The following is an 18,642-nucleotide window of genomic DNA, read 5'->3' as shown; positions in this document are numbered from 1 at the left end:
GACGGTTTGCATCAGCCCCCGTTACGCAAAGGAACACCATGGACGGCACCAACCGCAGCGACATTCATCCAGGACTTAAAGTGCGCATAGTCCTCAAGCAGGACCAGCGCACGGGCAAACTTACGGAAGGCATCGTCAAGAACCTGCTGACGAAGGCCCCCTACCATTCCCGCGGCATCAAGGTGCGGCTGGAAAGCGGCCTCATCGGCAGGGTGCGGGAGATCATCGGCTGACACCCCTTTTGCCGATAACATCGTGAAGCGGCAGGCATTAGACACGCAAAGCTTGCCACAAAACCCTGACCGTGCCATACTGTTACAGAATATCCGGATGTTACCGCCTGCTATCAGTCGGAGGGCGAGTCGGACTGACAGCGGACCTTCCGCTGACAAGGTCTAAACGGGATACAAGGAAACAGGGCACAACTGCCATGAACAGATCCACACGGTCACACCTGACTTTCGGATTTGCCGCCATGCTCTTCACGGCCTTCATTTCCACGGCCATCATGGCCAAATGGATAATTTTTTCCGTTGAGCCGGCACTTGTTCCTCCATCAGGCGGCAGCTTTGCAACCGCGCCCTCTGAGAATTCGCGGACGGACGACACAGCCTCCCCTGCCACCTCCTCCCTCACGCAAGAATACATGATCGTAACGCCCGCCGAAGCCGCATCGGACGATGGCTCACGACAGCCGGTCGAACCGGTTCTGGAAACGGCAGCCGGTCCCGTGGAAACGTCCATCAAGAAATCCGCAGGACAACTGCCGGAAACCGCCACTCTGGCCAGCATGTTTCCGCTGCCTTCACAGTTCTCCGGTACTCCTGATGCTGCACCAGCACAGACCGGCGAAGCGTTGGAGGCGGCCCCTCAAAACAAAACAGTACCGTATAAGACGCCTGACAAGTCGCCGGACAAGACGATTAACAGGACAAGTGACAAGACTACGGCAGCAACCATGGCTGCTCCACAAACCGAAACAGCTGTTGCAGCCAACGCATCGTCTCCGGCCCCTCCGGCCCCCCCAGCCCGCGCTGTTCCAAGCCATCGCGTTACTGAACAGCAGACAAAACAAACGGCAGCCAAAACCGCTGCAACACCGGTAAAGACTGTCCCCCCCTCTTCCAAAGCATCGAAGCCTGCAACCGTTGCCGCTTCACAACCAAACACGCCCCGCACCACGCTACCGGCCATACGCCCCGCCGCTGCCACAGGCACGCTCTGGCTGGCACATACCGGCAGCTACCAATCACGCGCGGAAGCATTTACCGAACGCGGCAGACTCTCGGCAGCAGGATTCACCGCAGAGGTCATCGTGCTGTACGATACCCGCCAGCGCGCATGGTACAGCCTGCTCGCCGGTACGGGCGCATCCAGACAGGCCGCAGAAGCCATCTGCACGCGCTACAAGTCCGCGCGCAATTCCCCCTGTGCAATCCGCTCCTTCACCGCTGCCAAATACAAGGCACGGGCCGAGCGCGCCCGCCGCTGATCCTCCTTTCCTGTTTGTTCGGCGCAGCCAGAGCACGAGCAAGCACGTCCAAAAACAGAAGCGCCATTGCAGATTAAAACGCAGCCACACTCGGCCAAACAAGCATCCACCCCGCAATTCCGCTGATTTCTTCTGCACCATCCGAAAGGGGTGAGGAAACGAGCAAAGCTTGCCCATAAAGTGACGAAGAGCGCTTGCTAACGTGCGCAGTCCTTCAATTTGTCCAATAGTTACGGACCGGTGAATTTGCAATTTTCCGCAAAAATCACTTTATCCAGATGAGGAATTGAACTTTTTTGTAATTTCCGATAAGTACCCAGACGTGCTTATTGACGACATTGCGTGGTTGATTGGGCTTTCGCCCTGTTCCCCTCACCCCTGCGCGGCGTTCGTGCTGATGAAAAATGCAGCCGCCGCACCAGAGCCTACCGGAGGAAATAGTGAAAATCGACAAGCTGAGCTTCCAGATTGCGGGGCAGTTGCTTGACGGGCGCAAGTCCTACAGGGAAATCGCACAGGAGCTTTCCGTTGCGGAAAACACCGTGCGCTCGCGCATCAACAAGATGCAGCAAGACGGCGTAATGGACATTGTCGGGCGTCTGGATGTTGAAAAGATTCCCGGCCACACCATCGTTTACACGGGCGTACGTCTGAGCGAGAGAGACTTGTTCTCCAAATGTCAGGAACTGAGCGAGCTGAAGGGCGTCATCTCTTCCGCCGTGGTAACCGGCCGATTCGACATCATCCTGACCCTGCTGCTACGGGAAGGATTCGGACTGCTGGAGTTCTACTCCAATGAAATGTCCAAGGTCGAAGGCATCCTGTCTGTTGAGAGCTTTGTGGTGTACAAGGGTACCCGCATGATGGCTCCCTACATCCTTGATCCTGACACGCTGCCGGAATAGCCGACATTTTTCAGGACAACCAGAAAGCCCGTCCGGCTGCCGCAAAGGCGATCCGGACGGGCTTTTTTTTCAGATCAGAATGCTGCTCAACGGGTGCTATGCCGCAGGCTCCACGCGCACGGCACAAACCTTGAACTCGCTGATGCCGGATGCGGGATCAGAGGCATCGTGAGTCAGCCGGTTGGCTGCCGCTTCCGCAAAATGGAAGGGAATGAACACGGTGCCAGACACCGCCTTGGGGGAAATGCGGGCCTTCACCACAATGGAACCACGACGCGAGCTCACGCGCACGTCCGCTCCCTGCCCTATGCCCAGACGAAGGGCATCTTCCCGGGCAATCTCCACGAAGCATTCCCCTTCTTTGGCCGCCAGACCTTTGGCCTTACGGGTCATGGTGCCGGTATGGTACTGATACAGCACGCGTCCCGTGGTCAGGATGAAGGGATACGCCTCATCAGGCAGCTCCGCCGGAGGCACGAAGGCCACGGCATGAAAACGCCCCTTGCCCCGCACGAATTGCTCCTTGTGCAGAATGGGCGTGCCTGCATGCGCGGCATCCGGACAGGGCCAGTGCAGCCCTTCTTCCTCAATCCGGTCGTAGGAAATGCCCGCGTAGGAGGGCGTTACCGCCGCAATCTCACGCATGACGTCCTTGGGAGAGGCATAGGACCACTGTGCGCCCATGCGATTGGCCAGACTGCATACGATTCGCCAGTCCGCCAGGGCCTCGCCCGGGGCATTTACAGCCTTGCGTACGCGCTGCACGCGGCGTTCGGTATTGGTGAAGGTGCCGTCCTTCTCCGCAAAGCATGCAGAAGGCAGCACCACGTCGGCACGGCGAGCTGTTTCGGTAAGAAAGATATCCTGCACAACCAGAAAATCGAGAGAATCAAAGCAACGCTCTGCATGACCGAGGTCCGCATGGGACACCATGGGATTCTCGCCCACCAGATACAGCGCCTTCAGCGTCCCATGCTCCATGGCATGGAACATGTCGCGTGAGGTCATGCCCTTGCCGTCCGGCAGCACGGTTCCCCATGCCTTGCCCACGGCACCGCGGGCTTCGGCATCCGCCACGTTGCGGTAGCCCGGCAGCTTGTCCGGCAGACCGCCCATATCGCACGCGCCCTGCACATTGTTCTGCCCGCGAATGGGGTTGAGTCCGCCGCCCTCGCGGCCGATGTTGCCACAAAGCATGGAAAGGTTTGCCAGCGCCTTCACGTTGTCCGTGCCGCTCACGTGCTGGGTCATGCCCATGCAGTAGAATATGAGGGCCCTGCCGGAGGCATAGAGCCGTGCGGCCTCTTCCACCTGTGCGGCGGGAATGCCTGTCACGGCCTGCACGTGCTCCGGCGTGAACGCCGCCACCGCCGCACGGAAAGCCTCGAACTCTTCGGTCCGCTCGGCCACGTATGCGGCATCGTGCAGGTTCTCGCGCAGAATCACATGGGCAAGCCCGTTGATCCACGCCACGTCCGTTCCCGGCGTGGGGCGCATCCAGATATCCGCATGGCGGGCAATGCCCACCTTGCGCGGGTCCGCGACAATCAGGCGGGTTCTGCGGCCATCCGGCCTGCCGAACTTCACGGCACGCTTCAGCTGCGCCGCCAGCACGGGGTGGTTTTCCGTAATATTGGAACCGGTAATCAGCACCACGTCGGCGTTGATCACATCATGCATGGGGTTGGTTGCAGCTCCGCTTCCGAATGCGGCGGCCAGACCGGCCACCGTGGGGGAGTGTCAGAGCCGTGCGCAGTGGTCAACGTTATTCGTGCCGACCACCGCGCGGGCAAATTTCTGTATGAGGTAGTTCTCTTCATTGGTGCAGCGGGCCGATGTCAGCACGCCCACACTATCCGCACCATGCTGAGTACACACGGCAGACAGTCGCTGCGCCACTGCATTCAGCGCCTCATCCCATGATGCGGGGACAAGTTCGCCATCCTTGCGGACAAGCGGCGTTGTCAGACGTTCCGGCGAGTTGATGAACTCCAGCCCGAAACGGCCTTTCACGCACAGGCTGCCATGGTTGGGTGCCGCCTCCGCACCGGTTACCATGTGAATCCTGTTGTCACGCACATGCAGATTCACCTGACACCCCACCCCGCAATATGCACATGTGGTGCGCACTGCCTGCGTTTCGCACAGGCGCGGCTTCTTGCGGGCATCCTTGAGGGTGATGGCCCCCACGGGACATACCTGCAGGCACTCACCGCAGAACACGCAGTCCGACTGGCCGAGCGGCAGGTCGTTGCGGGTGATGATCTTGGTCTTGGCTCCGCGATAGCCGAAGTCGATGGCGTCATTCACCTGCACCTGCTTGCAGGCCTGCACACAGCGACCGCACAGAATGCACTTGGAAAAGTCGCGAATGAGGAAAGGATTGGACACGTCCGGGGTATGAGCAGGCTTTCGGACAGCAAAACGCTTGCCACCTGCACCGTAGCGGAAAGCCAGCGCCTGCAGGGTGCAGTCGCCCGATGCCGGACAGAGCAGGCAGTCATGCGTGCCCGAAGAAAGCAGCAGTTCCAGATTCATCCGGCGGGAACGCACCACGTTCGGCGATTCCGTCTGAATCTCCATGCCCGCACCGGCAGGTGCGGCACAGGCCGCCACAAGGCTGCGCGCGCCCTTTACCTCCACCACGCAGATACGGCACGCACCCGTGGGCGTCGTCCCCTTCAGGTGGCACAGTGTGGGAATATCCACATAATTACGCCGCGCCACGTCCAGAATCGTTTCACCGGGCGTGAACTCGCAGGTAATGCCGTTCAGTGTCAGTGTGTTACTCATACGGAATTCCAAGAGCGTTTTTATAGTTGGAGCTTCCGCCCCTAATCAATGGCGTCAAAAGGACAGGCCTCAAAGCAGCTCATGCAGCGCACACAGATATCGCGATTGATGACGGCCACTTCCTTCTTCTGCCACGCAATCGCCTGCACGGGGCAGGTCTGGTAGCACTTGCCGCACTTCTTGCATTTTTCCGCATTGACCGTGAAGTCGAGCAACGCGGCGCAGCGCTTGGCAGGACACTTCTTATGCGTGATATGGGCGTCGAACTCATCGCGGAAGTAACGCAGTGCGGAAAGCACGGGGTTGGAGGCGGTCTGCCCCAACCCGCACAGAGCGGATTCCGTGATCATGGCAGAGAGCTCTTCAAGCAGTGCTATGTCGCCCTCTTCGCCATTGCCCGCACAAATCTTTTCCAGCAGTTCCAGCTGGCGGCGGGTGCCTTCGCGACAAGGGGTACACTTGCCGCAGCTTTCGTCCTGAATGAAGTCGAGGAAGAAGCGGGCCATATCCACCATGCAGGTGCGGTCATCCATGACAATGGCACCGCCGGACCCCATGATGGCTCCGACCTTGGCAATCTCTTCATAGTCGACAACAACATCAAGGTGGGCCTCCGGAATGCATCCTCCGGACGGACCGCCGAGCTGCACGGCCTTGAGCTTGCGTTTCTTGGGAATGCCGCCGCCGATGTCATAGACGATGCTGCGCAGGGGGGTGCCCATAGGCACTTCCACAAGGCCGATGTTGTTCACATCGCCGGAGAGTGCGAACACCTTGGTACCCTTGCTCTTTTCCGTGCCCACAGAGGCATACCACGCGCCGCCGTTGATCATGATCTGCGCAACATTGGCGAGGGTTTCCACGTTATTGAGGATGGTGGGTTTTTCCCACAACCCCTTGTGCGCAGGGAATGGCGGACGCGGACGCGGCATACCGCGCTTGCCTTCGATGGAACGCATGAGTGCCGTTTCCTCGCCGCAGACGAAGGCACCGGCTCCCTGATAGATTTCCACGTCGAAATCGAATCCGGAACCAAGGATGTCCCTGCCCAGCAGACCGAGGGCACGGGCCTGATCAATGGCGATCTGCACACGGCGCACGGCCAGCGGATACTCCGAACGGCAATAGATGTAGCCCTGATGCGCGTTGATGGCGCGGGCCGCGATGATCATCCCTTCCAGCACGGCATGAGGGTCAGCTTCCAGAATGGAGCGGTCCATGAAGGCACCGGGGTCGCCCTCGTCAGCGTTGCAGAGCACGTATTTCACGTCACCGGGGCTGCGCTGGGCGAACTGCCACTTCATGCCCGTGGGAAAACCGGCTCCGCCGCGGCCACGAAGGCCGGAGGTGAGCATTTCCTGCACGATGGATTCGGGCGTCAGCTCCAGCAGGGCCTTGGCCGTGCCGAGATACCCGTCACGCCCGATATAGTCCTCGATGGACTCAGGGTTGATGATCCCCTTGTTACGCAGGGTCCACGGCTGCTGACGGGCGAAAAAGGGAATATCGCCGAAATGCGGAATGGGCTTCTTCGTCTGCGGGTCACGATACAGCAGGCGTTCGACCTGTCTGCCGTGCACGAGCTGCTCTTCCACAAGTTCGGGAATGTCGTCAGCAGAGAGCTTCTGGTAGAAAATGTTGTCGGGATGCACCAGCAGCAGCGGGCCGAGCGCGCAGAAGCCGTTGCAGCCTGTTTCGACGATGCGCACCGTCTCGCCAAGGCCACGTGCCGCGACCTCTTCCACAAGGCGGTCCTTCACGGCGATGCTGCCGGTGGCGTGGCAGCCCGTGCCGCCACAAATAAAGATATGCCGCATGTTCGGCGCATGCAGGCGGGCCGCATACTCTTCGCGCATGGTCGCAAGGTCGGCCACGCCCAGACGACGGGCAGTCCTGCTGCAGGATGTGGTATCCGTATGTACCGTCATGCCGTCCCCCTAGGTATACTTCTTCAGAAGTTCAAGGACCTTGTCGGCGGATACGGCCCCATGCGTATCGTCCCCCACCACCATGACAGGCGCAAGGCCGCATGCACCGAGACAGCGCACGCCTTCGAGGTCGAAGCGGCGGTCTTCGGTGGTTTCGCCCTCGCGGATACCGTACTCCGAGGCTATCCGGTTGATGACCTCACGGATGCCCTTCACGTAGCAGGCAGTGCCTGTGCAGACCTTGATGGTATGACGTCCCTTTGGACTCAGCGAAAAGAGGGAATAGAACGAGACCACGCCGAACACGTCGCTGGCGGGAATGTTCATGCCTTCGGCAATGCAGTCCAGAAGCTCCGGCGGGAAATAGCCCACCACGTCCTGTGCTTCGCGCAGCACGGTGATGAGCGCGCCCGGAGTGTCCTTGTGTCGGGCAATGACGGCATGCACCTCTGCCCACTGGTCGGGGGTGATTTCGGATGCTGTTTCAGCGGTTCCGCAGCAGCCCACAGCAACGCCATGCGTATGATTGCAGCAGCTCATCGGCTCTCCGGTAATAAAAGAACACGCCGCCCTGCATGCACAGGGCGGCGCGGAGGAATGCTATCGGCAGTTCTGTCCGTCAGCGGTCTTTTTTTCAAGATGCATCCAGGCGGACTTCACGGTGTTCTTCATCAGCATGGCGATGGTCATGGGACCGACGCCGCCGGGAACGGGAGTAATCTTGCCGGCAACCTTGCAGGCTTCGGCAAAATCAACGTCGCCGGAAAGAATGGCCTTGCCGGTGGAACTGGTGCCCACGCGGTTAACCCCGACGTCGATGACGGTAGCGCCGGGCTTGATCCAGTCGGGCTTCACCAGACCGGGAACACCTGCTGCGACAATGAGAATGTCTGCACGCTTGCAGTGTTCGGCCAGGTCACGGGTACGGGTGTGCACCATGGTCACGGTGCTGTTCGCGCCCTTGCCCTTCTGCCCCATCATGATGGAGATGGGCTTGCCCACGATATTGGAACGGCCCACGACAACAACTTCGGCACCGCTGGTTTCCGTGCCGGAACGAACGATCATTTCCTGAATGCCCGCAGGCGTGCAGGGCAGAAAGCCGCCGCTATCGCCACCGATGACCATGCGACCGAGGTTGACGGGGTGGAAACCGTCCACGTCCTTGTCGGGGTCGATGGCGTAGATGACCTTTTCTTCGTTGATGTGCTTGGGCAGAGGTAGCTGCACCAGAATACCGTGGATATCCGGATCCTGATTGTAGCGTTCGATGAGGGCGAGAAGCTCTTCCTCGCTGATGGATTCAGGCTGGTTGTCCTGAATCTCATGGAAGCCCAGCTTGAGGGCAGTCTTCACCTTCAAGGTGACGTAGCTTACGGAGGCGGGGTTCTCACCCACCAGAATGGTGACCAGCCCCGGCCCTTTGCCGTGCTTGGCCTTCATTGCCTCGACTTCCGAGGCCAGCTCTTCCAGAATGGCGGTACGCATATCGGTGCCGCTGATAATTTCCGCGCTCATGGCAGGCTCCCGTGACGTAAATATATTGATGATGTGCCGCGCACGGTATTGCCCAGACACGGCACCCTGTCAACCCGCAATCTCATGGACAGAACACGGGAAAGGCGTCTTCCCTTCCATGGTTCGATTTGCAACCTGTCGGCTGCTTGCAGGCTGCGAGCCAGCAGCCGCAGCTGCCCCAACGACCAGAGGGAGGATATTCAGCCATTCCCCACCATGCACCGGAATACCATACATTTATATGCCATCAATTCCGGCGTAGCGGTAGTGACACCGAAGAGCAAAGGGGGAGGCAGACCGGTGTGTGAGGAGGTGACACCGGCCTGCCCATATACTTGCGGGGGCAGAAAACCACCCTGTCCCCGGCAACCTCTTAGAACAATCCTTCTACGCGACCCGTATCCGTATCCACGTCAATGCGGCGGAACGAGGGGTTGGAACCCGTTCCGGGCATGAGGGAGATGGAACCGGCCACCGGCACAACAAACCCTGCACCGCCGAAGGTGAGCACGTCGCGAACCTTGAGGCGCCAGCCCTTGGGCACGCCCTTTCGGGCAGGATCGTCGGAGAGTGAAAGGTGCGTTTTGACCATGCACAGGCCAAGCTTGGAAAGCTCGGCATCGTTCTCAATACTTTCCAATCGTGCCTTTGCCTCAAAGGAGTAATCCACGCCATCCGCTCCGTAAACTTCCGTGGCCACCTTCTCGATGCGCTGGCGCATGGGCATGGACCAATCATACAGAGGGGTGAACGTCGTCTTGTCATTGCAGGCGTCCATGACAGCATCGGCCAGTTCAAGCGCGCCTTCGCCGCCGTGTTCCCAGTGATGGGAAACGGCCACGCGGGCACCGGCGGCTTCGCACAGCTCACGAATCTTTTTGATCTCGTTCTTGGTATCTGTGACAAAGGCGTTGATGCACACCACGGGGGACACACCGGATTTCTTCACGATGTTCACATGATGCAGCAGGTTGGCGCAGCCCTTTTCCACCCATTCCACATTCTCGGTGGTGTAGGCTTCCGGCAGCTTCTTGCCGGGCACGGGCACGGGAGCACCACCATGGCACTTCAGTGCGCGCACCGTGGCCACAACCACGGAAGCATCGGGAGCAAGACCGCTGTAATGACACTTGAGGTTCCAGAACTTCTCGTAACCGATGTCGGCACCGAAGCCGGATTCCGTGACATGATAATCGGAAAGCTTGAGGCCCACCTGATCCGCGATGATGGAGCTCTGGCCGATGGCGATGTTGGCGAAGGGGCCAGCATGAACGATGACGGGCTGGCCTTCCAGCGTCTGGATGAGGTTGGGGTTCACGGCATCCACAAGCCATGCGGTCATGGCACCGTCCACCTCGAAATCCTTGGTCGTCAACGGCTTGCCGAACTTGTCGTAGCACATGATGATTTTGCCCATGCGCTCGCGCAGGTCCTTCAGGTCCTTGGAAACGGCGAGAATAGCCATGACTTCCGAGGACACGGCTATGTCGAACTTGGAGCGCATCATGTAGCCGTCCTGCGCGCCGTTCACGCCGTCCATGCCGACGATGATGTTACGCAGTGCCTGCGCGCAGTAGTCGATGACCCAGCCCATCTCGATACGGGTGGGGTCGACATTCAGGCGGGGCATGCCGGAAAGTTTGAGCAGTTTCTCGTCGGAATAGTTGCGCTCGTGCTGCATGCGCGCGGTTAGCGCGGTCATGGCGAGGTTGTGAGCGTTCATGATGGCGTTGATATCGCCGGTGAAACCAAGGGAGAACGGAGTAAGCGGAATACACTGGGAACGCCCGCCGCCCGCGGCTGAGCCTTTCACACCCATGGTGGGACCGCCGGAAGGCTGGCGGATGGCTGCAGATGCCTTCTTGCCCCTGCGTCCGAGCCCCTGCACAAGACCGATGGTGGTGGTGGACTTGCCTTCACCCAGCGGCGTGGGGTTGATGGCGGTAACGTTCACGAACTTGCCGTTGGGCTTGTTCGCAAGGCGCTTGAGCACGCTGCGGTAATCAATCTTGCCCATGTAATGGCCATAGGGCAGCAGTTCGCGCTCTTCAAGCCCCATCTCGTCACCGAGCTTGTATATGGTCTTCATGCGGGTCTCCGCGTCCTGGGCAACTTCCCAGTCCGGGTGATCCTTGGGGTCCAACATCTTGATGTTGTTAACGTCCAGCAGCATACACTCGTCTCCTTCAAAGAAAAGCGTGGCATCGGCCTTCCGGTTCGGGAACACTCCGGACACTGTAACACAATGACGGAAGTGCCGACAATGAGCAGATCACTTCATTGCAGCCTGACCACGTTTTTCCTGCGCAGACCCAACGGAACCCCAACGCGGGCAAGCTGGTTTACACCTACCTTACACGAACCGATTTCGTCAACTTTGCGCCAGCATTTTAACGAATTTCATCAATTGTTTTTTATTTTTTGAACTCATATTCACAGCCAGCCGGATTCAATGCATAAAAAAACGCCCGAAACCTTCCGGTTCCGGGCGCATGTAAAGCCATACTGCCAGTGGCTATCGCTTACAGGGCTTTTTCTGCAGGTTCGGCACGGGTTCAAAGCGCCACTTCCACAGGCACTCCTTGCCGCAGGAATTGGTGCAATCGCACTCGGTGCCCACCACCAGCACCGGAATGGGGCTGGAAGAGCTCACCTTGGTGGCCACGGAACCGAGCACCTTGCGCACACCGGTCTGCCCCTTGGCGCCCATGATGATCATGCCGCAGTTGTATTCGCAGGCTGCCTTGATGATGGCATCAGAAGGTTCACCGGCTGCCACAATGGTATCGAATTCCACGCCGGCTTCCTTGAAGCCGTCTTCGTAGATGCCGAATACCTTATCGATGCCTTCAAGATTCTTCTGCACGATCTTCTGACGGCCTTCTGCGCCGATGCGGCCGGATACCTGACCATGTGCATAGAAAAGGATGACCTTGGCGCCACACTTCTGCGCAAGAGCCACCGCATACCGCTTGGCGCGGCGGGAAGATTCGCCGCCGTCCACCGGGACAAGAAAATTATTGAGAATGGGAAGTTCCATTGCACGTTCCTCCGAAAAAATGATTATGCCCACTGACTGAGTGACCAACCAAGTACACCTGTGCAAGTGACACGTCAAGAGGTCGCACCACAAAAAAAAGCGGCACACTCGCACCGCCTGCAGTTCCACCGCCAATCATTCAACAGAAAACACCAACAATCAAAACCGTTGCACTAATCGGGAATTACGTGAATATATAGTATACATTCCATGCTAATCCGGAGAAATTTCATGCACATCCTCTGGCACATCGCACATCGGATACTCCGCCCGGCAGTTCCCGCCCTTGCCCTTGCCTTATGCATGGTTGTCGCATCCTACGCTTCCGCCCCGCGCACATCCACACCCACTGACGTCGCATCATCTGAATCTCCCAAACATCCTCTGGCCGAAGCAACCATCAACGACATACGTTTCATGACCGAACAGTATCCGCCTTTCAACTACAAGGAAGAGGGAAAGCTCAAGGGGATATCTGTCGACATCCTGAACACCGTGCTCAAGGAGATGAAGGCAACGGTTTCCTCCAGGCAAGTCCGGCTGATGCCTTGGGCCAGGGCTTACAAGATATTGCAAAACACCCCCAACTCCTGCCTCTTTGTCATGACCCGCAGCCCCATCCGGGAACACCTGTTCCAGTGGGTAGGCCCCATCATGCCGACCACGATCGCCGTCATAGCCAGAAAAAACTCCAGGATAACGATCAACACACCTGAAGACCTGAACAAGTACAGCATCGCCGCCCTGCAGGACGACATAGGCCACTCCCTGCTGCTCAAGAACGGATACCCTGAGAACAAGATCACCAAGAATCCCTATGCCGAGGGCATTGTCGAGATGCTGCTCACCAATCGTGTTGATGCCTGGGCCTATGAAGAATCCGTTGCAGACTTCTTCATACGGAAGACTGGACACAACCCGCAGGATTTCGAACGGGTGTTTGTTCTTGAACAGTCCGAAGTGTTCTTCGCCTTCAGCGCCGAAACTTCCCCGGCCATTGTCGAAGCCTTTCAGGCGGCCTTTGACGCCGTCAAAGGCCGAGGCGAGGTTGATGCCATTATTCACCGGTACATTCCCTGACCAGCCTCCCCGCACGTAAAGAAACGCTCTTCATTTTCCCGCACCGCCCAGCCGGTTGCAGGGATGATATTTTTCACTCATCCGGTTTGATGCGTTGCCCAAGCCCCCCTTTTTCAGGTTATAGTAGGACAAACCATTTACCATTGAGGTTTGTCATGCCTGCCACCACAATACAGAGATCCGGCCTTTGTCTGCTCGTCGCCATATTCATCGCCCTATGCCTTGCAGCGAGCGCATCAGCCGCTTCCCCCGACGGGATCCCCCCGCAGGCCCCGCGTGGACCACATGCCACCTCCATCAAAGACATCGTTTTCATGACTGAAGACTACCCTCCCTATAATTACGTGGAGCAAGGCAAACTCAAGGGCATGTCCATCGAAATTCTGAAAGCCGTGCTCAACAACATGAACGTGGCGGAAAACGACCAACGCATCCGCCTCCTGCCTTGGGCAAGGGGATACAAGACTGTGCTGGAAGTGCCGGACACCTGTCTGTTTGCCATGAACAGAAGTCCTGAACGCGAACACCTTTTCCAATGGGTCGGCCCCTTCGCCCCCAATACCATCGTGGTACTCGCCCGCAAGAACCGGAAAATCAGAATCAGCTCGCCTGACGAACTGAACAACTACACCATTGCCACCATTCAGGATGATATTGCTCACAGCATGCTGCTCAAACATGGGTATCTGGACAGCAAGATCGTCAAGAATCCCTACGCCACAAGCATCGTTGCCATGCTCAACAGAGACCGGGTGGACGCATGGGCCTATGATGAAAACGTTGCCCGCTACTTCATCAGACAGGCGGGAAGCAACCCCGACGACTACGAGCGAGTCTACCTGCTTGATGCATTTGATCTCTATTTCGCCTTCAACTGGGATACGAACCCCAAGATCGTGCAGGCATTCCGTGAGACGTTCAACACGCTGAAGGCCAAGGGAGAAGTGGACGCCATTGTCCGGCGTTACACGAACTAACCGGACGCCGGCAGGGCACATCAGCGCCCTTTTCAGGCAGCCGTGTTTCGGGTATCCCCCATCATCACCCGAACAAAACGGTAGCCATTGCCTATGCTTCCCATTGATTCCATATTGCCCGAACTGCTGGAAAGTCTAGCCCACACCCCCAACGCCCTGCTCCATGCCCCGCCCGGCGCAGGCAAGACAACCCGCGTGCCCATTGCGTTGCTGGATGCCCCCTGGCTGAACGGACGCCGCATTCTCATGCTGGAGCCCCGCCGTCTTGCCGCACGGTCTGCGGCCAGATACATGGCCCGCTCGCTAAACGAAGAGGCGGGAAACACCGTGGGCTACCGCATACGGCATGAAACGCGCGTCTGTTCCGCAACCCGCATTGAGGTCGTCACGGAGGGCGTGCTGACCCGCCTGCTGCAGTCTGATCCCGAACTTTCAGACTACGGCATCGTCATCTTCGACGAATTTCATGAACGCAGCATCCATGCGGATCTCGGTCTGGCCCTGTGCCTCGAATCACAGGCAGCCCTCCGCGACGACCTGCGCCTGCTGGTCATGTCCGCCACGCTCGACTGTTCGCCCGTCGCCGCCCTGCTCGGACAGGAGGGAGCCCCCTGCCCCATCATTTCCAGTCAAGGCCGTTCCTTCCCCGTGGAGGTCCGGCACACCCCCGCCCCACGACGCCACATGCAGGGTGCAGGCATATATCTGGATACCGAACATATGGTCGCTGTCATCAGGCACGCCATTACCAAGGAAACGGGGTCCGTACTCGTCTTCCTTCCCGGAACAGGCGAGATTCGCCGCGTGGGGGAACTGCTGGAGAAGAGCACGCTGCCTGCCGACGTTTCCGTCAACCCGCTTTACGGCGATCTCACTGCCGCCGAACAGGACGCCGCCATCGCTCCGGCACCAGCAGGCACGCGCAAGGTCGTTCTGGCCACCAGCATTGCGGAAACCTCCCTGACCATTGAGGGCGTTCGCGTTGTCGTGGACAGCGGACTTGCACGACTGCCCCGTTTCGATCCCAACAGCGGCATGACGCGCCTTGTCACGGAACGCGTATCGCTTGCTGCAGCCACGCAACGGCAAGGCCGTGCAGGACGTCTGGAATCCGGCATATGCTACCGCCTGTGGGATGCAGCCGATGAACACTCCTTGCGCGCCTTCGCAGCGCCGGAGATTACAGAGGCCGATCTGGCCCCGCTGGTGCTGGAACTGGCCGCATGGGGAGTGGCCGGATATGAAGGCGCACGCTCCCTTCCGTGGCTCACCCCGCCCCCGCAAGGCAATTTTCAGCAGGCATCCGCGCTCCTCCGCGATCTGGGGGCGCTGGACGAGGGGCTGCGCATCACCCCGCACGGCAGAGAACAGCTCGCATTGCCCCTGCATCCCCGCCTTGCCCACATGGTTCTCACTGCCGCACGGCACGGCGAAGGCGGCACGGCCTGTGTCATAGCCGCCCTGCTTTCCGACCGCGACAGCAGCCAGACCGGCGCGGACATGCGCCACCGCGTGGCGGAATGTTCCGGCATGGTTGAAGGCAAAGCACAACCGGCAACCGGAAAGCGGAAGAGTCGTCTTGCGGACGCCGTGCAACATATCGCACACATTGTCCGCCAGACCCTGCCCGACCATCCGATACGGCGGGCGGAACCGGAAGCAGCGGGCGAATGTATGGCACTTGCCTACCCCGACCGCATAGCCCAGCAGCGTGGCAACGGCATATTCCGGCTATCCGGCGGAAAAACAGCGTATCTCCCGCCTGAAGACCCACTTGCCCGAGAAGATTTCCTTGCCGTGGCCGAACTGGACGGCAACGCGGCACGGGCCCGCATCTGGCGCGCCGCCCCCGTCTCCTGCACCGTTCTGGAAGAGATGTTCGCCAGCTCCATAACGGAAGGCTCTTTCGTGATATGGGACAGCAAGACGGAAGCCGTGGCAGCCCGCACTCAGAAACGTCTGGGAACGCTGATTCTCGCGGACGCCCCCCTCTCTACGGCAACAGGTACGGACATGACGGATGCCGTGATAGAGGGCATACGTTCCATCGGCCTGCATTGCCTGCCATGGACGGACGAGGCCAACGCCCTGCGCGCCCGCATCATGTTCCTGCACATGCTGGACATCACAGCTTGTGACTCTGATGACAGGAGCGGACAGACCGAAACCTGCGCCTCCCCATGGCCAGACCTGTCTGACGCAGTCCTGCTCGAAACCTTGCCCCAATGGCTCGGCCCTTTCCTTTCCGGCATTACCCGCCGCAGCCAGTTCAAGTCGCTGGATCTCACAGCCGCCATCGCGGCCCTGCTGGACTGGCCCATGCAACAACGGCTGGACAGGGAAGCACCCACGCATCTGGAAGTGCCCTCCGGCTCACGCATACGACTGGACTATTCAGAAGAGGGCGGCCCCATTCTACCGGTGAAACTGCAGGAAATGTTCGGCGCAAAAGAAACACCCTCCATTGCCAACGGCCGTTTCCCGTTGCTTGTGCACCTGCTCTCTCCGGCGGGAAGGCCGCTGCAGGTAACCCGCGACCTCGTCTCCTTCTGGAAGAACGGCTACCCCGCGGTCCGCGCCGAGATGCGCGGCAGGTATCCCAAACACCCATGGCCCGAAGACCCGACAACGGCCCAGCCCACGAGGCATGTAACCAAACGGATGCAGCAGGGATAGGCCGAAGTAATCCGGTTACAGCAACAAAAAAGGCGCTGCAGAATACCTGCAACGCCTTTTCTTACATGCTAACGATCGTTGTCTACGGCCGGGCTAACAACACCCGGTACCGCCAAAACGAACCGGAATACCCTTTTCATGCAGCCAGCGCTTGATCATGAGCGAGGCGCAGCCGACACCCGGGGTAACGCTCAGGGCGTTTACCGGACAGTTCTTCACACATGCGCCGCACTCTATGCAGGCATCACGGTCTGCAAATAACGCCTTGCCCTTCTGCACGACAAACACCTGATGCGGACAGACCTGCACACACAAGCCGCAGCCCACGCAGGTTTTGGCGTCCAGCGCAATGGTCACCACGCCGTCGATATAACGGAATTCCTTCATGACGCCCCCTATCCTGCAAACGCCGCCGCAACCCACAGGCAGAGGCACACGGCAACGGTTAGAATCTGCAACGGAACAGCCCGGCGCATTTCCCATTCCACGCCCGTGCCGGACGTATAGGGAGTGGACCCGCTGAAGTTCATGGCCAGGAAGGAAGCAAGGCACGGTGTCCATGCACTCAGCACCACGAGTTCAAGCCACGTTGCCTGCGGCCACACGGCTACCAGCATAGGCAGCACGGCCACACCGCCCGCAAGGGCTCCCTTGGCGGCAAAGGGCCTGAAAGGCAGCTTGGGTAGCAGAAGCGGCACAGCCACATGTCCCGCCAGCACGCCGAACAGCGTTGCCCACGCAAAGGGCACGAGCCTGCCCGCCGCTGCGGAGAACGAGAAGATGTGCGGTCCGATGCCGGAAAGCAAGAACATGACGGCAAAGGCAAGCAACAGCGTCTTCCAGAGCAGCATGATCTCCACGGGGATGAGCACGGCGCGCTCCCTGAGCGGGAAAGTCACCATACGCATGTCCGGCGTGACCTGCAGATCTGCCGCAAAGAAGGCGGGCAGATCTGCCGATCTGACGGGACCGTAGACCACGCTGAAGCCGGTTGCACGGCGCACCTCTTTCGCAGACACGCCGGGAGCGCCCAATTGCGGCAGAACGATGCGGCGGTGGTTCACCACCTTGTCCAGCCTTACGCGCTGCACTCGCTTGATGATCTCCGCCGTGGAGAACAGGTTCTTGCCGGCGGCGCACCATACGTTGATGCCGCGAGTATCCAGCACCACCATCCAGACATTCTGTCCGGCAAGATCTTCGCGCACTATATCAAATGTCAGTTTGTAGTTGGCGGTAACAATCACGGGAGAATCCGCGTCGGGACTCCCTACAGCGTACAGCCCGGGGGACACGGCGTAATTATTGCGTGTAACGCCCAATCTGGCCAATACGGTACCGGCCCAATCCTGCCAGCCCCACTTAGAGGAAATACACGGCACATCGCCCGCCGGTGTCTCCATGAAATGCGTGACACACGGATATACGGAGTAGCCCGCACGCTCGAACGACCTGGCCTCAGGTCGCGGGGGCGGGCCTCAGCAGGGTTCCGCGTCCGGAGAGGCGGTATCGCAGGAAAGGGGTGAAATGAAGGGATCGGGAGCGCAGCATGACGAAGCCTTGGGAGGCTCGCTGCAACAGGAACCGGAAACCTGCGAGCCGGAACTGCACCCCGCCTGCCCCACAGGCTGCAAAGGTTTCAGTTCAGCAGCCGCACCCGGCGCGCAACAGGACGCCACGTCGGTCGCCGCCTTTGCTGCAACGGGTGCGGATTGAGACGGTTCACTGCAGCACAGGCCGGAATCCTGCACAGTAAACGCCTGCCCGGCCATCGTAAAGGGCTCCAAGGATCCGAAACCGGACCCTGCGGGCGGTGCTCAGCAGAAGCCCGAACCGGCAGAAGCCGCATCATCGGAACTGTCTGCCGTTTTTTCCGTGGGAGCGTTGTCCTTTGCCGGTTTGGCCGCCTCGCTCACAAAGGGAGCTGCTCCCTGCGCAGTAAAGGGGTCATAGGGCTTCAACTGCAAGCCGTTACCACCGGCTGTCGGAGACGATTTGGAAGAACAGGCGCAGCCGGAAGGCGCGGCAGCCGGATTTTCTGCGCACAGACAGGCCGTGCTTTCGGAGCCGGCCGCCTCGGCACAGGCGCAGCCCCCGTTTTCGGTTTCGGAACTACAGGAACAACCGCCTGATGCGGCAACAGACACGGATTCTTCAACAGGAGCATCCTTCGAAGACTTCCGCGACGCAAACAGATTGAACAGCTTCACATAACCCTCTGAAAGAAACGGAT

16 protein-coding genes are annotated in these 18,642 nt (G+C 59.3%); 7 read left to right on the top strand and 9 right to left on the bottom strand.

Going from position 1 to position 18,642, the window contains the following annotated elements; genetic code table 11:
* Positions 1-38: 38 nt before the first annotated feature.
* From N1030_RS00175 to N1030_RS00165, 3 genes are all read left to right on the top strand, one after another.
* Entirely contained in the window at positions 39-233 is a 195-nt protein-coding gene (locus N1030_RS00175) for a YwbE family protein (RefSeq protein ID WP_265826936.1), read from the top strand.
* A 197-nt stretch (positions 234-430) separates the two neighbouring features.
* Positions 431-1,492, top strand: coding sequence for an SPOR domain-containing protein (locus tag N1030_RS00170; protein ID WP_265826935.1), 1,062 nt, complete (start codon positions 431-433; stop codon positions 1,490-1,492).
* A gap of 440 nt (positions 1,493-1,932) precedes the next feature.
* Complete coding sequence (locus N1030_RS00165; protein ID WP_265826934.1) at positions 1,933-2,397, top strand: Lrp/AsnC family transcriptional regulator; 465 nt, start codon at positions 1,933-1,935, stop codon at positions 2,395-2,397.
* 96 nt (positions 2,398-2,493) lie between these two features.
* Here N1030_RS00165 and fdhF read toward each other — a convergent pair whose 3' ends face one another.
* The 6 genes from fdhF to N1030_RS00135 form a co-directional block, all read right to left on the bottom strand.
* Complete coding sequence (fdhF, locus tag N1030_RS00160) at positions 2,494-5,190, bottom strand: formate dehydrogenase subunit alpha (protein ID WP_265826933.1); 2,697 nt, start codon at positions 5,188-5,190, stop codon at positions 2,494-2,496.
* Positions 5,191-5,231: 41 nt separating this feature from the next.
* On the bottom strand, positions 5,232-7,118 hold the full coding sequence (gene nuoF, locus N1030_RS00155; RefSeq protein WP_338033318.1) for an NADH-quinone oxidoreductase subunit NuoF: 1,887 nt from the start codon (positions 7,116-7,118) through the stop codon (positions 5,232-5,234).
* Between the two features lie 9 nt (positions 7,119-7,127).
* The gene (locus tag N1030_RS00150) at positions 7,128-7,658 is read right to left on the bottom strand and encodes an NADH-quinone oxidoreductase subunit NuoE family protein (protein ID WP_265826932.1); all 531 of its coding nucleotides are present in this window, start codon (positions 7,656-7,658) and stop codon (positions 7,128-7,130) included.
* Between the two features lie 60 nt (positions 7,659-7,718).
* Complete coding sequence (folD, locus tag N1030_RS00145; protein ID WP_265826931.1) at positions 7,719-8,636, bottom strand: bifunctional methylenetetrahydrofolate dehydrogenase/methenyltetrahydrofolate cyclohydrolase FolD; 918 nt, start codon at positions 8,634-8,636, stop codon at positions 7,719-7,721.
* A gap of 373 nt (positions 8,637-9,009) precedes the next feature.
* Positions 9,010-10,809: a formate--tetrahydrofolate ligase gene (locus N1030_RS00140; RefSeq protein ID WP_265826930.1), complete on the bottom strand. Its 1,800-nt coding sequence runs from the start codon at positions 10,807-10,809 to the stop codon at positions 9,010-9,012.
* Between the two features lie 342 nt (positions 10,810-11,151).
* Positions 11,152-11,676, bottom strand: coding sequence for a universal stress protein (locus tag N1030_RS00135; protein WP_265826929.1), 525 nt, complete (start codon positions 11,674-11,676; stop codon positions 11,152-11,154).
* Positions 11,677-11,907: 231 nt separating this feature from the next.
* Between N1030_RS00135 and N1030_RS00130 the strand changes: the two genes are divergently transcribed.
* From N1030_RS00130 to hrpB, 3 genes are all read left to right on the top strand, one after another.
* Positions 11,908-12,756 carry a substrate-binding periplasmic protein gene (locus N1030_RS00130; RefSeq protein ID WP_265826928.1) on the top strand — a complete coding sequence of 283 codons (849 nt, stop codon included), beginning with the start codon at positions 11,908-11,910 and terminating at the stop codon, positions 12,754-12,756.
* Between the two features lie 314 nt (positions 12,757-13,070).
* On the top strand, positions 13,071-13,733 hold the full coding sequence (locus N1030_RS00125) for a substrate-binding periplasmic protein (RefSeq protein WP_265826927.1): 663 nt from the start codon (positions 13,071-13,073) through the stop codon (positions 13,731-13,733).
* Positions 13,734-13,826: 93 nt separating this feature from the next.
* On the top strand, positions 13,827-16,409 hold the full coding sequence (hrpB, locus tag N1030_RS00120) for an ATP-dependent helicase HrpB (RefSeq protein ID WP_265826926.1): 2,583 nt from the start codon (positions 13,827-13,829) through the stop codon (positions 16,407-16,409).
* A 93-nt stretch (positions 16,410-16,502) separates the two neighbouring features.
* On the opposite strand, the gene hgcB is transcribed toward hrpB, so the two are convergent.
* Both hgcB and hgcA read right to left on the bottom strand, forming a co-directional pair.
* Positions 16,503-16,796 carry a mercury methylation ferredoxin HgcB gene (hgcB, locus tag N1030_RS00115; RefSeq protein ID WP_265826925.1) on the bottom strand — a complete coding sequence of 98 codons (294 nt, stop codon included), beginning with the start codon at positions 16,794-16,796 and terminating at the stop codon, positions 16,503-16,505.
* 8 nt (positions 16,797-16,804) lie between these two features.
* Positions 16,805-17,938, bottom strand: a complete 1,134-nt coding sequence (hgcA, locus tag N1030_RS00110) for a mercury methylation corrinoid protein HgcA (RefSeq protein ID WP_265829103.1) — start codon at positions 17,936-17,938, stop codon at positions 16,805-16,807.
* Here hgcA and N1030_RS00105 point away from each other — a divergent pair.
* Entirely contained in the window at positions 17,937-18,125 is a 189-nt protein-coding gene (locus tag N1030_RS00105; protein ID WP_265829125.1) for a hypothetical protein, read from the top strand. The two genes, hgcA and N1030_RS00105, sit on opposite strands and share 2 nt — an antisense overlap.
* A gap of 101 nt (positions 18,126-18,226) precedes the next feature.
* Here the strand turns inward: N1030_RS00105 and N1030_RS00100 are convergent, their stop codons facing one another.
* A complete protein-coding gene (locus tag N1030_RS00100) occupies positions 18,227-18,619 on the bottom strand; it encodes a hypothetical protein (RefSeq protein WP_265826924.1) in 393 nt (130 codons plus the stop codon).
* Between the last annotated feature and the right edge of the window lie 23 nt (positions 18,620-18,642).

Origin of the sequence: Desulfovibrio mangrovi (genome assembly GCF_026230175.1) — a bacterium.
Classification (GTDB): Bacteria; Desulfobacterota; Desulfovibrionia; order Desulfovibrionales; family Desulfovibrionaceae; genus Halodesulfovibrio; species Halodesulfovibrio mangrovi.
The sequence above is the reverse complement of the archived record's forward strand: the minus strand, read 5'-3'. Positions and strand labels throughout refer to the sequence as shown.

Bases quoted from the DNA above. Each gene is read 5' to 3' on its own strand.
- N1030_RS00175 (WP_265826936.1), top strand. From the start codon at position 39: ATGGACGGCACCAACCGCAGCGACATTCATCCAGGACTTAAAGTGCGC.
- N1030_RS00170 (WP_265826935.1), top strand. From the start codon at position 431: ATGAACAGATCCACACGGTCACACCTGACTTTCGGATTTGCCGCCATG.
- nuoF (WP_338033318.1), bottom strand. From the start codon at position 7,118: ATGACGGTACATACGGATACCACATCCTGCAGCAGGACTGCCCGTCGT.
- N1030_RS00150 (WP_265826932.1), bottom strand. From the start codon at position 7,658: ATGAGCTGCTGCAATCATACGCATGGCGTTGCTGTGGGCTGCTGCGGA.
- folD (WP_265826931.1), bottom strand. From the start codon at position 8,636: ATGAGCGCGGAAATTATCAGCGGCACCGATATGCGTACCGCCATTCTG.
- N1030_RS00140 (WP_265826930.1), bottom strand. From the start codon at position 10,809: ATGCTGCTGGACGTTAACAACATCAAGATGTTGGACCCCAAGGATCAC.
- N1030_RS00135 (WP_265826929.1), bottom strand. From the start codon at position 11,676: ATGGAACTTCCCATTCTCAATAATTTTCTTGTCCCGGTGGACGGCGGC.
- N1030_RS00130 (WP_265826928.1), top strand. From the start codon at position 11,908: ATGCACATCCTCTGGCACATCGCACATCGGATACTCCGCCCGGCAGTT.
- N1030_RS00125 (WP_265826927.1), top strand. From the start codon at position 13,071: ATGACTGAAGACTACCCTCCCTATAATTACGTGGAGCAAGGCAAACTC.
- hrpB (WP_265826926.1), top strand. From the start codon at position 13,827: ATGCTTCCCATTGATTCCATATTGCCCGAACTGCTGGAAAGTCTAGCC.
- hgcB (WP_265826925.1), bottom strand. From the start codon at position 16,796: ATGAAGGAATTCCGTTATATCGACGGCGTGGTGACCATTGCGCTGGAC.
- N1030_RS00105 (WP_265829125.1), top strand. From the start codon at position 17,937: ATGAAGGGATCGGGAGCGCAGCATGACGAAGCCTTGGGAGGCTCGCTG.